Genomic DNA, 14,741 nt, shown 5'->3' with positions numbered 1-14,741 from the left:
CAAATAATCGGCGGCATCGCCAACAAAACCGTAATCACAGGCTTAAGCAACGCCATCGCCGTCTTAAAACTGCCCGCTACCAGCCCCGCCGCCAATCCAGCCACCAGCGCAACCGAAATGCCCACCACCGACCGCCACAGCGAAATCCCGATTTCGTTTTCCTGAAAATGTTTCAATAAATCCAAAGATTTTTGAAACACCTCGACCGGCGCGGGCAGCATAAACTCACCAAACACGGCACTGCCCCACGCCCAAAACGCCACCACCATCATCGCCACGCCCAGACCGGCAAAGCCGCTCCAAAGGTAGTCGATGATGTAAAACACCGCAGGCTGCGGTTTGCGTATTTTGTCGGTTTTAATCATGGTTTGTTTTTTTGGTAGTTATGTTTTGGAGAGAATAGGCCGTCTGAAAAATAGAAGATTGAATACTCACAACTATTCTACACTTTCAGACGGCCTTTCTCCCATTTTAAGCCAAGAAGAACCCGTTATCCGGCAGCTTGCCGCCCAAAAGTTTCGGGTTGAACTGCATCAGGATTTCGTAAAATTTCAAAATCTCGTTCTTCACTTCGCTGCCTTTGGTTACTGTCAGCCGCGCGCCGTCCAAGCCCATGACTAGGGCGGGTTCGGGGGCGGGCAGGTAGTTTTTGCCGATTTTCGCGGCGCTTTGGCGGTTGGCCAGTATCCAGTTGAGCGCGTTTTTCAAATCCTGATGGAAGATGTCGAACTGCGCTTTGTGCGCGTGGAAATATTCTTCGTTGGCGATGATGCCTGCCATCGGAATCAGCGGTTTGGTGTCAAATGCCTGTCCCCATGCTTTTACCAAATCAAAACCGCGCACGACGTTTACGCCCATGGTTTTGCCTTTAAGCAGGCTGGCGGTTGCCATCGGTTCGGGCAGAATGGCGGCGTGGTAGTCCTTGCTCAAAAACAGTCCGACTGCTTCTGGCGGCGTGGCGGTGTAAGTGATGCCGACTTTGTGCGCGTCGATTTTCAGTTTTTTCAACAAGGCTTGCAGCACGATGTCGGGCATGTCGTTTTTAAACGGCACAAGGATTTTTTTGCCGACCAAATCCTGTGGTGAGGCAATCGCGCTGCCTTTGCACATCAGCTGCGTGATGCCGTTGGTCAAAATATTGACCATGCCGACTTTCTGCCCTTGGTTGCGCAGGTTTACGCCGACATTGCTCGGACTCATCATCACTTTAAATTGTCCGCTTGCTACGCCTGCACGCAGTTGGTCGGGCGAACGCCAAATTTTTAGCGATACATCTGCCTGCTTCGCCAGCTTGCCTTGCAACGCCGCTACGGCGATGGTAACGCTGGGCATTGCCGGTGCGCCGTATACGGTAAATTGCTCTTTACCGGCTGCCAACAATGAAGGCGAAACACCTGCGGCTGCCAGCGCGGCGGTCATTTTTAAGAAATCGCGTCTTTTCATATCCATTTTTTATCTCCTAATTCTTAAATAAGCCAGTGTAGGCATTCTTTCAGACGGCCTGATTTTAAAAAGCCGCGTGCAAACTCAACCAATATGTCCTGCCCGGTGCATATACCACACTGGGCGACAGGGCGAGGACGTGGTCGCCGCTGATGTATTCGGCGTATTTTTTGTTGAACACGTTGTTCACGCCCAAACGCAAGCCGTATTTGTCTTTAATATTCATACCGGCATAAACGTCGGCAACAGTAAAGCCTTTGACGGCTTCGCGTTTGTCTATGCCCAGACCGCTTGCCGCGTCAAAGTCGCCGCGCGTTTGTTTGGCGACAAAGCGTGTTGCGGCGCCGATGTTGTAGCTGCCGTAGGTAAAGTAGTTTTTGTAGTCGGCTTGGACGGCGACTTCAAACGGGCGGATTTGATAGAGCGGCCTGCCGTCGGTTTCGTTGTGTCCGTAGTTGTAGGCGGCTTTGATGCCTGCCGCCCAATACGGATTGAAGTTGTAACGCGCGTAGGCCTGCGCGGTGAACAATCGTGCGTCCACGTTGCGTGTGATGATGCCGCCGCCTTTGGAAGCCGTGCCGCTTTGTCCGTGGGCGCGGTCAAAAATAATCAGGTCTTTGACTTTGTCCGCCACAAGCGTGCCGCCCACGTTCCAGCCCGCGCCTGCCAACGAGTTCATATAGCCGTTGTAGTAGTCGTTGCGGCTGTCGGCGGTAAGCTTGATGCGGTTGTGTTTTTCGGTTTTCAGCAGGGGATTGCCTGCGATGGCGGCGGCTGGGTTTTGGTTCATCAGCGCGCCGTTCATGCGGTTTTGCACGATGGCGGCAAGCGAGTTGAAGCGTTCGGTGTTGTCGCCGATGCGTTCTAAGTGAGCAAGGGAAACGCTGTATTTTTGCGTTTCAGACGGCGTGAAATCGTATTTGAGTTCACCGGAGAAGGCATGACGGCGCACTTTGCCGTTGAAGTCATAGCCGTAATGGGTTTTCCAGATTTGTTGCGATGAAGCGAAGGCAAGGTTTCGGTTCATCGGATGGGCAGGCTGCGCCGTATTTTTGCGTACGTCCGCTTCGTTGATTTCGTAGCTTAAGCCCAAGCCCAGTTTGTGTCGGTCGTCAAACTTGTAAGACAGGGTATCGGCAATGCGCCAGCGGTCGATGTGCACATCGGCGAAACGGTAGCCGTTGAGGAAGTCGCGCATGGGAGTGTGGGCGTTGCGCTCGCCGTTTTGGCTGTCGTTGCGGTAGCTGACGGCGGCGGTATTGTGGAACTTGCCGAAATCTGCGTCGTGTTTGAGTGAGAAGTCGTACACTTTGCGGTCAAGTTCTACGAACACTTGCTGCGGCGTGTTGTTTGGGCGCAGGGAGTAATTGTCGGCGCGGCGTTTGAGTTTGATGATGCCTGCTTCCGCGCTGACCGTATTGCTCAAATCGGCATTACCCCAACGCGCGTTGAGTTTGGCGATGTGGCGTTCGGTATCCAATGCGTCATTGACGAACTGCGGCTGGCGGTCGTTGTTAATGTCGTCGTGTAGGTAGGTGAGGCGGTATTCCTGATTTTCAGACGGCACGAAACCGAGTACCAAAGCTTGATTAAAACGGCTGTATTTCCAATCAGTCTGATTGCCGTCGCCGTCTTTATAGCCGTTGGCTTTGGTGTGATTGAGGTTGGCCACGCCGTACACTTTTGCCCCGCGCGCTTGCGCGGTAACGGAATTGTAAAAGCTTTTGCCGTAAAAGCCGCTGTTTGCTTTTAATGGACGGAAGGCTTGGTCTATGTTTTCGGTAACAAAGTAATGATCGCTGCGGTCGGTGCGGTCGAATTGGTTTTCGGGGAAATAGCCTTGTGCAGCGGTCGGGGCAATCGGTTTGGGAGGGGAAAAGGTTTTGACAGGCTGGATTTCATCGGGGTCTGCCAAGGTTTCGGCAAAGCCGTTTGCGGCGGCAAAACTGCTCATTAACAGGTAAACCAAATGTTTTCGTTTCATCTCTATCTCCTGATAATCATTTTTATTCATTATGCTCTTGGAGAGAAACAAAGTAAAGAAACGATAAGGTATTTATTGTCGATAAATACCTAGCGCAAAATACAAATCAACAAGGAGGAGAGTTTTTAGAAAAGGGGAGCGGCGGCGCAGGTTGTATTTGCTCCGAAATCGGGTTTTATCTTCTATTAATATTTCAGGTTAATAAAGCAAAAGGCCGTCTGAAAACCTCTCTCTTTTCAGACGGCCTTTTGCTGGGTATAATAAATTTACGAATCATTATTATTTCTGTTTAAATATAGGAGAAACGCATGAGTACCCGTACCGAACACGACACCATGGGCAATGTCGAAGTCCCGTCCGAAGCCTATTGGGGCGCGCAGACCCAGCGTAGCCGCAACAATTTCAAAATCGGCGGCGAAACCCTGCCGCAGCCGTTGATTTATGCTTTGGCGCTGGTGAAAAAAGCCGCCGCCGCCACCAATGTTTCCCTCGGCAGGATTAAGCCTGTGCAGGCGGATTTGATTACGCAGGCGGCGGATGACGTGTTGAACGGCAAGCTCGACGGGCAGTTCCCATTGGTAGTGTGGCAGACCGGTTCCGGCACGCAGTCCAATATGAACATGAACGAAGTGCTGGCGAACCGTGCCAACGAAATCGCCGGTACAGGTCTGGCGGCGTATCAGCCCGTCCATCCCAACGACCATGTGAACCACGCACAATCGACCAACGACGCGTTCCCGACCGCCATCCATGTCGCCGCCGCGATTGAAATCAACCGCCACCTTATTCCAGCGGTAAAAACCTTGCGCGATACATTGGACAAAAAAGCCCAAGCTTTCGCCCCTATCGTCAAAATCGGCCGCACTCACTTGCAAGACGCGACGCCGCTGACTTTGGGACAAGAGTTTTCCGGTTACGTTTCCCAGCTCGATCACGGTTTAGGCCGTCTGAACGATGTGCTTAAAGACTTGTATGAACTCGCTTTGGGCGGCACGGCGGTCGGCACGGGTTTGAACAGCCATCCCGAATACGCCGAAAAAGCCGCCGCCAAACTCGCCGAATTGTCCGGCTTGCCGTTTGTCAGCGCGCCGAACAAATTTGAAGCCTTGGGCGGACGCGATGCTGCCGTTGCCGCTTCGGGCGCATTGAAAACGCTGGCGGCAAGCCTGAACAAAATCGCCAACGACATCCGCTGGCTGGCAAGCGGCCCGCGCTGCGGTTTGGGCGAAATCAAAATCCCCGAAAACGAGCCGGGTTCGTCCATCATGCCGGGCAAAGTCAACCCGACCCAATGCGAAGCAATGACCATGGTGTGCTGCCAAGTGTTCGGCAACGACGTCACCATCGGCATGGCAGGCGCATCGGGCAACTTCGAGCTGAACGTCTATATGCCCGTTATCGCTTACAACCTCTTGCAATCCATCCGCCTCTTGGGCGATGCGTGCAACAGCTTCAACGAAAACTGCGCCGTCGGCATTGAACCCGTACCGGAAAAAATCGATTATTTCTTGCACCATTCTCTGATGTTGGTTACTGCGTTAAACCGCAAAATCGGCTACGAAAACGCCGCCAAAGTCGCCAAAACCGCCTATAAAAACGACAAATCGTTGCGCGAAACCGCCATCGAATTGGGCTTGTTGACGGGAGAAGAGTTTGATGAATTGGTCGTTCCTGCCGATATGGTTCATCCGCGTTAAGCTTTAATAATGAAACATGCCGTCTGAAAATGTTTTCAGACGGCATGTTTTTATGCTGCGCTTGTCTTTTCTTCGAATAGGGCAAAAATCATTGGCGTCAGATTGATGCCCATTAGAAACATTATTGAGCTCAGAAATGTACGCCAGGCGTAATGCCATGCCTCCGTTCTGTCTGCTTGGGGTAGGAGCGATGCAGTATAGCGGTTGTGTAGGGTTTTTGCGGTGTCATTGTTTTCCAAATAGTCCAACGAAAGTACCAATAATTTGCCCGTGTCTTTGTGTTGCAAGAATTTGGCATGTTCAACCCAGATTCCTGGCTTGGCCTGTTCGCATAAAGATTCAATGCCGACGCAAGAGGCCAAGCTGTTTTGGTTGTTTTGCAAAATCGACAGCTCGTTTTTTTCAGCCTGCATGGTGGCGGCGGAGGTTTGATGAAGGTATGCGCTCATGCCGTTGTTCTCTATTGCTTGAAAATCATGGAGCTGGCTGAATCCGCCATTTTCCCAAGCGACGAATACGGCATAGTATCCGCAGCATAGGCAGATTATGATCAATTTTAAGACAATGTTTTTCATCCTTGCTCCTTTTGTTTGAAGACAGCGGCAAAGTCAGGAGGCGTGTTTTCTCGTTTGAAGGTAAGTTTAGGTTTTATCTGTTTTTATTGTGAGGTTGAGTGTAACACGGGTAATCAAAAGGCCGTCTGAAAATTTTCAGATGGCCTTTTACTTATGTGTTTAGATGGGTTTAAGCCAATAATTCACGCCAGCGTTTCACTTGGAAACGGACTTGTTCAGGCGCGGTGCCGCCCAAGTGGTTGCGCGCGTTTAAGCTGCCTTCGGGTGTCAGCACAGTGTACACATCGTCGGCAATCAAACCGCTGAAACCTTGCAAGACTTCAAGCGGCAATTCGCTCAAATCAACGCCAGCTTCATCGGCATGGCGCACGGCTTGGGCAACGACTTCGTGACTGTCACGGAAGGGCATGCCTTTTTTCACCAAGTAATCCGCCAAATCGGTAGCAGTTGCAAAACCCTGCATTACGGCGGCGCGCATGTTGTCGGGTTTGACGGTTACGCCGCGCATCATGTCGGCGTAAATGCGCAGGGTGTCGATAAGCGTATCGGCAGTATCAAACAAAGGCTCTTTGTCTTCCTGATTGTCTTTATTGTATGCCAAAGGTTGCGATTTCATCAGGGTAACCAGGCCGATCAGGTGGCCAATCACGCGACCGGATTTACCGCGCACGAGTTCGGGTACGTCGGGGTTTTTCTTTTGCGGCATGATGGAAGAGCCGGTGCAGAAACGGTCGGCAATGTCGATAAAGCCGAAACGCGGGCTCATCCACAAAATCAATTCTTCGGAAAGACGGCTCAGATGAACCATAATCAGAGAAGCGGCAGCCGTGAACTCAATGGCAAAATCGCGGTCAGATACGGCATCGAGCGAGTTTTGGCAGATTTGCTCAAATCCCAACAGCTCGGCGGTAATTTCGCGTTGAATCGGGTAGGTGGTACCGGCTAATGCGGCGGCGCCGAGCGGCATACGGTTGACGCGTTTGCGGCAGTCGGCCATGCGCTCGAAATCGCGGCCGAGCATTTCAACGTAGGCGAGCATGTGATGCCCGAAGCTAACCGGCTGGGCAACTTGCAGATGGGTAAAGCCGGGCATGACGGTTTCGGCGTTTTGTTCCGCCAAATCAACCAAGGCCGTCTGAAGGTTTTGAATCAGGCTTTGAATAACGGTAATTTGATCGCGCAGCCACAGGCGGATGTCGGTAGCGACTTGGTCGTTGCGGCTTCGGCCGGTGTGCAGGCGTTTGCCGGCATCGCCGATTTTGTCGGTGAGGCGGCGTTCGATGTTCATGTGGACATCTTCCAAATCCAGCGACCAGGAAATCGTTCCTTCCTTGATTTCTGCTATAATCTCGACCATGCCCTGGCGGATGGCGGAGAGGTCGTCTTCGCTCAAAACGCCCGACTGTGTCAGCATTTGCGCATGTGCCAGCGAGCCTTGGATGTCCCATTCTGCCAGTCGTTTGTCAAAATCAATCGAGCCGGTATATTTTTTGACCAGCTCGGAAACAGGTTCGTTAAAACGGCCTGACCAGGTTTTGTCCTTGCTCATATCAGCATCCTTAAAATATAAATAAAAAAACAGGGTCTACGTCTTCAATATAGCAGACCCGTCTATACATTATGAAAGAAAACGGTTGAAATCATGTCTATTATACGTCAAATAAACCAGAATTTCGCAGTGCCGGATTTGCGCAATTCCGCAACTCTGGTACGCCTGCTCATTGTTTTGTTAATCAGTTTGTTTATCTTTCCGTTGATGACGGTATCGGGTGTGCCTTATCCGGAACAGATTTTCCAACATTTTTCATGGGCTTGCCCCGTCATCCTTTTAATTTTACTTAAAGTCTATTTCTTACAGGCATTTGCGCCGTCCCTGCTTCGCTCGCAGTACAGCGTTGTGGTTTCCTACATCTCCAACCTGCTTATTTTCTTGTTTGTCGATCTAGTGATTTTGAAGACGCAAATTTGGCCGCTGATTCAACACTTCTTCTTGTTGACCTTTTTTTGTTTCAGTTTCATGTACATCGAAGCCGCCCGCCGCAACAGCCTTGCGCCCTCCATTTCCGAAGCCAGGCTGAGCGCGTTGACAGCGCGTATCCGTCCGCATTTCTTGTTTAACAGCTTGAATGCCGCCATCAGCTTAATCCGTCTGCGTCCGTATGATGCGGAAACTTTGCTGGAAAATTTGGCCAACTTGTTCCGCGCACAACTGCGCGACGGTAGTCAAAACAGCACCTTAGGACAGGAAATCGAGTGGGCGCAGGAATATATTGCCATCGAGCAAATCCGCATGGGACATATGCGCGTACAGGTCATGTGGCAGCACCATGCGCCTGATGATGCGGAAACGCCGCATCTGCTGCTGCAACCGCTTTTGGAAAATGCCGTATTCCATGGTGTCGAATCTATCCACCGACCAGGGATAATTACGGTATTAACAAAGTTGGAAAAATCATCTATTTTCATCAGTATCGAAAATCCGTGCGGAACAGAATCTAACGAAAATACTAAGCCGCATAAAGGCAATTCTATGGCTTTGCGCAATTTGAAAGAGCGCCTGACTTTGATGTATGACACCGACGCGAAAATCAGAAACATCCAATCAGACGGCCTGTTCCGCGTTGAAATCATATTGCCGTACCGTAAAAAATCAGCCGAAGTTTCCCGTCTGTTTGGCTAAAATGTTTAAGAAGAGGGCGGCTTTAGATAGGTTGGACTATTAACACATTAAACAAAATAGTTTAAATTTATTACATTCAGCAACATAACTGTTCCCATTTTTTGAAAACTGGTCTATGATGGTCAAAAGGATTGTTCACAATCCTTAATTGCAAATCATTTGCAACTGCCCAGAAGAAAAAACAGAAAAAGGAACAAAGAGATGTTAGAAGCCTATCGTAAAGCCGCCGCCGAGCGCGCCGCCCTTGGTATTCCCGCCCTTCCTCTGACTGCTCAGCAGACTGCTGATTTGGTTGAGCTGCTGAAAAATCCACCTGCCGGTGAAGGTGAATTCTTGGTTGAGCTGTTGGCTCACCGCGTACCACCCGGTGTGGACGATGCCGCCAAAGTTAAAGCCTCATTTTTGGCAGCCGTTGCCGAAGGCAGCGCATCCAGTCCGCTGATTTCCCCTGAGTATGCTACCGAGCTGTTGGGTACCATGCTTGGTGGTTACAACATTCATGCACTCATCGAACTCTTGGACAACGACAAACTTGCGCCTATCGCTGCAAATGGTCTGAAACACACTCTGCTGATGTTCGACTCTTTCCACGATGTTCAAGAAAAAGCCGAAAAAGGCAACAAATACGCGCAAGAAGTATTGCAATCTTGGGCGGATGCCGAATGGTTCACTTCTCGTGCCAAAGTTCCTGAAAAAATCACTGTTACCGTCTTCAAAGTCGACGGTGAAACCAATACAGACGACCTTTCTCCTGCACCTGATGCATGGAGCCGTCCTGATATCCCTCTGCACGCGCTGGCGATGTTGAAAAACCCGCGCGACGGCATCACGCCTGACAAACCGGGCGAAGTCGGTCCGATTAAATTGTTGGAAGAACTCAAAGCCAAAGGCCATCCGGTTGCTTACGTTGGCGACGTGGTCGGTACCGGCTCTTCACGTAAATCTGCTACCAACTCTGTGATTTGGCATACAGGCGAAGATATTCCGTTCGTACCGAACAAACGTTTCGGCGGCGTATGCCTGGGTGGCAAAATTGCTCCTATTTTCTTCAATACTCAAGAAGACTCCGGCGCATTGCCGATTGAAGTTGATGTGTCTGCTCTGAAAATGGGCGATGTCGTCGATATCCTGCCTTATGAAGGCAAGATCGTGAAAAACGGCGAAACCGTTGCCGAGTTCAGCCTGAAATCGCAAGTATTGCTGGACGAAGTACAAGCCGGTGGCCGTATCAACCTGATTATCGGTCGCGGTCTGACTGCCAAAGCGCGCGAAGCACTGAAACTGCCTGCTTCTACCGAATTCCGTCTGCCTCAAGCGCCAGCTGAAAGCAAAGCCGGTTTCACCTTGGCTCAAAAAATGGTTGGCCGCGCCTGCGGTTTGCCGGAAGGCAAAGGCGTGCGTCCGGGTACTTACTGCGAACCACGCATGACTACTGTCGGCTCGCAAGATACTACCGGCCCGATGACTCGCGACGAATTGAAAGACCTGGCTTGCTTGGGCTTCTCAGCAGATATGGTGATGCAGTCTTTCTGTCACACCGCGGCTTATCCAAAACCCGTCGATGTGAGAACCCATAAAGAATTGCCTGCTTTCATCTCTACCCGTGGCGGTGTATCCCTGCGTCCGGGTGATGGCGTGATTCACTCATGGCTCAACCGTCTGCTGTTGCCTGATACAGTCGGTACCGGCGGCGACAGCCACACCCGTTTCCCTATCGGTATTTCTTTCCCTGCCGGCTCCGGCTTGGTTGCTTTCGCAGCAGCTACAGGCGTAATGCCGCTCGATATGCCTGAGTCCGTATTGGTACGCTTCAGCGGCAAACTGCAACCGGGCGTAACCCTGCGCGATTTGGTGAACGCCATTCCGTTGTACGCGATTAAACAAGGCCTGCTTACTGTTGCTAAAGCCGGTAAGAAAAATATCTTCTCCGGCCGCATCCTCGAAATCGAAGGTCTGCCTGATTTGAAAGTGGAACAAGCCTTTGAATTGACTGACGCGTCTGCCGAACGTTCTGCTGCAGGCTGTACTGTGAAGCTCAACAAAGAGCCGATTATCGAGTACATGAAATCCAACATTGTGTTGATGAAAAACATGATTGCCAACGGCTATCAAGATTCGCGCACTTTGGAACGCCGTATCAAAGCCATGGAAGCATGGTTGGCAAATCCTGAATTGCTCGAAGCGGATAAAGATGCCGAATACGCCGCCGTGATTGAGATCAACATGGACGACATTAAAGAGCCGATTATTGCTTGCCCGAACGACCCTGACGACGTGTGCTTCATGTCTGAACGCTCCGGCACCAAAATCGACGAAGTGTTCATCGGTTCTTGTATGACCAACATCGGCCACTTCCGCGCCGCTTCCAAACTCTTGGAAGGTAAAACCGACATCCCGGTGCGTCTGTGGATGGCGCCTCCAACCAAAATGGATGCGAAAGAGTTGTCTGACGAAGGCCACTACGGCGTACTCGGCCGTGCAGGTGCGCGTATGGAAATGCCGGGTTGCTCATTGTGTATGGGTAACCAAGCACAAGTACACGAAGGCGCGACTGTAATGTCCACTTCTACCCGTAACTTCCCGAACCGCTTGGGTAAAAACACCTTTGTTTACCTCGGCTCGGCTGAGTTGGCGGCAATCTGCTCTAAACTGGGTAAAATCCCGACAGTTGAAGAATACCAAGCCAATATTGGTATCATCAACGAGCAGGGCGACCAAATCTACCGCTACATGAACTTCAACGAAATCGATAGCTACAACGAAGTAGCCGAAACCGTGAATGTTTAATGTAACAAGGTAAACCGATTTTCAGACGGCCTTAAATAATAAAGGCCGTCTGAAACGGAAAAATAAAGGGCGTGTTCATCACGTCCTTTATTTTTAGTTTAATAAAAGGCCGTCTGAAAGATAAGTTTCAGACGGCCTTTGCTTAGGATAAATAATCAGAAAACCGATTAATCAGCGTTGTTTACTTTACGCCAAAACCAGGTTGGAGCAGGGCGCAAGGCTGACGCTCGTGACGGCTGCGGCGTGTTCTGCCGGCAATTTTGCCGCAGACAATACCCGGATCGTTTTTCTCTTCTGCTTTTTTCGAGCTTTTGTCTGACTTGCTCGCGTATTCGTTGCGTTTGTTTCTATCATCGCGGCGAGAGCGGCTGTCGTTGTGTTGAACCGGTTGCGCTTTGGCTTCATCTTGATTGTCGTTGCCCCACCAATGCGGCTCAAAGCCTTCGATGCGTTCCACATTCAAATCGCTGCCGATCAGCTCTTTAATGGATTCAAACATTTTCTGTTCGGTTTTATCCATCAAGGAAATGGCAACGCCGTCGGCACCGGCCCGGCCGGTACGTCCGATGCGGTGAACGTAGTCTTCAGGTTGGGTTGGCAGCTCGTAGTTGATGACGAAAGGCAACTCGGCAATATCCAAGCCGCGCGCTGCAACGTCGGTGGCAACCAAAACGCGTAATGTGCCTTCTTTAAAGGCATTGAGGGTTTCCAGTCGGCTTTGTTGGGATTTGTCGCCGTGGATGGATTGGGCGGCAATGTTGCGGCGGACGAGGTCGCGGGTAACTTGATCGACGCTTTGTTTGGTTTTGCAGAATACAATGACTTGATTCATATGCAAATCAACAATCAGACGTTCGAGCAGGTTGCGCTTTTTGAGTGCATCAACGGCAATGATGTGTTGCTCGACATTGGCGTTGGTGGTGTTTTGCGCGGCCACCTCGACCATTTCAGGCGTGTGCATAAAATCTTGTGCAAGCTTGCGGATAGGCGGTGAGAAAGTGGCGGAAAAAAGCAGGGTTTGTCGCTGTTTGGGCAATATCTGCATGATTTTGCGGATATCGTCGATGAAACCCATATCAAGCATACGGTCGGCTTCATCGAGTACAACGATTTCAACTTTGTTTAAATTAATGTTTTTTTGTTTGACGTGGTCGAGCAGTCGGCCAACCGTCGCGACAACAATTTCGCAACCGGCGCGCAAGTCGGCAGTTTGTTTGTCCATATTGACGCCGCCGAAGAGGACGGTATGGCGCAAAGGAAGATTTTTAATGTATGCCTGCACGTTTTGATCGATTTGATCGGCCAGTTCGCGGGTCGGGGTCAATACCAACATACGGACAGGGTGCATGGCAGGGGAGGTGCTGGATGTGGCGTAGCGTTTCAGGCGTTCGAGGCTGGGCAGCATAAAGGCGGCGGTTTTACCTGTGCCGGTTTGTGCTGCGGCCAAAAGGTCGTGTCCTGCCAAGGCTTTAGGAATCGCTGCGGCTTGGATAGGCGTCGGGTTTTCATAACCCTGATCGGTCAGGGCAGAGACCAATTCGCTGCCTAAACCGAGTGAAGAGAAAGGATTCATGATGGTGGCTTTCTGTTCAGACGGCCTTTTGAATGGTGAGGCCGTCTGAAAAATCTGATTCTGAAATGGATAAACCGCAGTATGATTTTGATTCTGCGGTTTGAAAAAATGGGGAGAGGAACAATCCGTCAAGTAGTCCATTATGCCATAAAAAGAGGGACTCCCCAAATGATGGTTGCAGCTAGGATTGACCAAGTTTTGATATTTTTACAGTTCAAAAACAGAAAAATTTACTGGCCTGCAAGGTTTTGAGTTTATTGAGGATTAAGCATTTGTCTTAACGTCAATAGAATTAATTTATCAAAAACTTACAGGCTGAAATGAAACTAAATTGTACTCATGTACTCAATATTGAGGTGCAGAGCTTGTTTTGTAGCCTGTATCTCCCGTTTAACGGTAAACCATAAAATCAAAATTTAGGAATATACAATTATGAAAACTTTATTGATCGCTCTTGCAACTGGTAGCCTGATGTTGGCAGCTTGTTCTTCTTCCAAACCTGAAGAAGCGGCAGCGCCACGCATCACTGTTGAAGAAGCAATGACTCAATGTCAACAAGCATCTGGTGAAAATGCTGACCGCGCTGTGTTTGATGCTTGCATGAAAGGCAAAGGCTATCAACGTACGGCTGAATCAGCTGCCTCCGAGCCTGCTGCATCTGAACCGGTAGCAGCGCCTGAGGCTGTTGCTCCTGAAGCTGCCGCATCCGAGCCTGCTGCTAAAGCTGCTCCTGCAAAAAAAGCTGCTAAAAAAGCAAAAAAATAAGCTTCATAAAATTCAAGGAAGTCACTCTCATCAATACTCCGGATGAAGACAGACTTAGAGCAACTTGAAAACAAAGGCCGTCTGAATATGTTTCAGACGGCCTTTGTTTTTTCATGTATAAGACCATTAATCAAAGATATGCTTTTGGTTTTATTAAAAAATAAAAAAAAGACGTGTAACGTGTACACGTCTTTTTTAGAGAATGTCCTTATTACTTATATTCGCTGCCGTCTTCACGGAAAAGTTTTGGCTGTTCGCCTTTTTCCACGACCTCTTTATTGATGACGACTTTGGCTACGTCTTTCAAATCAGGCAGGGCATACATGGTGTCCAAGAGGCAGCGTTCAACGATAGAGCGCAGGCCGCGCGCACCGGTTTTGCGTTCCATAGCCAGTTTGGCGATGCTGCGCAAGGCATCTTCTTCAAACTCAAGGCCGACATCTTCCATTTCAAACAAGGTTTGGTATTGTTTGACCAAGGCATTTTTCGGTTCGGTCAAAATGTTGACCAAAGCATCTTCATCCAATTCTGCCAATGTGGCAATCACAGGCAGACGACCGATAAGCTCGGGAATCAAGCCGAATTTAATCAAGTCTTCAGGCTCGACGGTTTCAAACAAAGCTGAAATATCGGCGTTTTCATCTTTGCTGTGTACCGCCGCACCAAAGCCGATACCGCCTTTTTCAGTACGTTGACGGATGACTTTTTCTAAGCCGGCAAATGCACCGCCGCAGATAAAGAGGATGTTGGTGGTATCAACGTTGATGAATTCTTGGTTCGGATGTTTGCGGCCGCCTTGAGGGGGAACGCTGGCTACCGTGCCTTCAATCAGTTTCAGCAAGGCTTGTTGCACGCCTTCGCCAGATACATCGCGCGTGATGGACGGATTGTCACTTTTGCGTGAAATTTTATCGATTTCATCGATATAAACGATGCCACGCTGGGCTTTTTCAACGTCAAAATCACATTTGCCCAAAAGTTTGGTGATGATTTGTTCGACGTCTTCACCGACATAACCGGCTTCGGTCAAAGTTGTGGCATCCGCCATGACAAAAGGGACATCCAGTTTGCGCGCCAAAGATTGCGCCAACAGGGTTTTACCTGAGCCGGTAGGGCCGATGAGCAGGATGTTGGACTTGGACAATTCAACTTTGCCTTCCGCTTTCGGGTGGCGCAGGCGTTTGTAGTGGTTGTAAACCGATACTGCCAACGCTTTTTTTGCGTGTTCCTGACCGAT

At 50.0% G+C, this 14,741-nt stretch carries 10 protein-coding genes and 1 pseudogene; 4 read left to right on the top strand and 7 right to left on the bottom strand.

Annotated features, from left to right (window positions below; translation table 11 throughout):
* The 3 genes and pseudogenes from ACTHSP_RS11345 to ACTHSP_RS11335 form a co-directional block, all read right to left on the bottom strand.
* Positions 1–365: pseudogene (locus ACTHSP_RS11345) on the bottom strand (ABC transporter permease); the annotation flags it as partial.
* Between the two features lie 106 nt (positions 366–471).
* Entirely contained in the window at positions 472–1,449 is a 978-nt protein-coding gene (locus ACTHSP_RS11340; protein ID WP_049335420.1) for an ABC transporter substrate-binding protein, read from the bottom strand.
* Between the two features lie 58 nt (positions 1,450–1,507).
* Positions 1,508–3,427 (bottom strand): TonB-dependent receptor, encoded by a 1,920-nt coding sequence (locus ACTHSP_RS11335; RefSeq protein WP_440346116.1) that lies wholly within the window; start codon positions 3,425–3,427, stop codon positions 1,508–1,510.
* 308 nt (positions 3,428–3,735) lie between these two features.
* On the opposite strand from ACTHSP_RS11335, the gene fumC reads away from it, so the two are divergent.
* Positions 3,736–5,124, top strand: a complete 1,389-nt coding sequence (gene fumC, locus ACTHSP_RS11330; RefSeq protein WP_440346115.1) for a class II fumarate hydratase — start codon at positions 3,736–3,738, stop codon at positions 5,122–5,124.
* Positions 5,125–5,174: 50 nt separating this feature from the next.
* Here the strand turns inward: fumC and ACTHSP_RS11325 are convergent, their stop codons facing one another.
* Positions 5,175–5,699: a hypothetical protein gene (locus tag ACTHSP_RS11325; protein WP_314512968.1), complete on the bottom strand. Its 525-nt coding sequence runs from the start codon at positions 5,697–5,699 to the stop codon at positions 5,175–5,177.
* 169 nt (positions 5,700–5,868) lie between these two features.
* Positions 5,869–7,248 carry an argininosuccinate lyase gene (gene argH / locus ACTHSP_RS11320; protein ID WP_314512966.1) on the bottom strand — a complete coding sequence of 460 codons (1,380 nt, stop codon included), beginning with the start codon at positions 7,246–7,248 and terminating at the stop codon, positions 5,869–5,871.
* 93 nt (positions 7,249–7,341) lie between these two features.
* Between argH and ACTHSP_RS11315 the strand changes: the two genes are divergently transcribed.
* Positions 7,342–8,379, top strand: coding sequence for a sensor histidine kinase (locus ACTHSP_RS11315; RefSeq protein WP_314512964.1), 1,038 nt, complete (start codon positions 7,342–7,344; stop codon positions 8,377–8,379).
* Positions 8,380–8,580: 201 nt separating this feature from the next.
* On the top strand, positions 8,581–11,166 hold the full coding sequence (gene acnB, locus ACTHSP_RS11310) for a bifunctional aconitate hydratase 2/2-methylisocitrate dehydratase (RefSeq protein ID WP_293193021.1): 2,586 nt from the start codon (positions 8,581–8,583) through the stop codon (positions 11,164–11,166).
* A 181-nt stretch (positions 11,167–11,347) separates the two neighbouring features.
* Here the strand turns inward: acnB and ACTHSP_RS11305 are convergent, their stop codons facing one another.
* Complete coding sequence (locus ACTHSP_RS11305; protein ID WP_440346117.1) at positions 11,348–12,742, bottom strand: DEAD/DEAH box helicase; 1,395 nt, start codon at positions 12,740–12,742, stop codon at positions 11,348–11,350.
* 429 nt (positions 12,743–13,171) lie between these two features.
* On the opposite strand from ACTHSP_RS11305, the gene ACTHSP_RS11300 reads away from it, so the two are divergent.
* On the top strand, positions 13,172–13,504 hold the full coding sequence (locus ACTHSP_RS11300; protein WP_440346114.1) for a hypothetical protein: 333 nt from the start codon (positions 13,172–13,174) through the stop codon (positions 13,502–13,504).
* Between the two features lie 211 nt (positions 13,505–13,715).
* Here the strand turns inward: ACTHSP_RS11300 and clpX are convergent.
* On the bottom strand, positions 13,716–14,741 hold a 1,026-nt coding region (clpX, locus tag ACTHSP_RS11295; RefSeq protein ID WP_440346113.1), incomplete at its 5' end, for an ATP-dependent Clp protease ATP-binding subunit ClpX.

This window comes from Neisseria sp. P0001.S005 (assembly GCF_051963715.1).
Note: the sequence above shows the minus strand (reverse complement) of the source record. Positions and strands in the feature narration are given on the sequence as shown.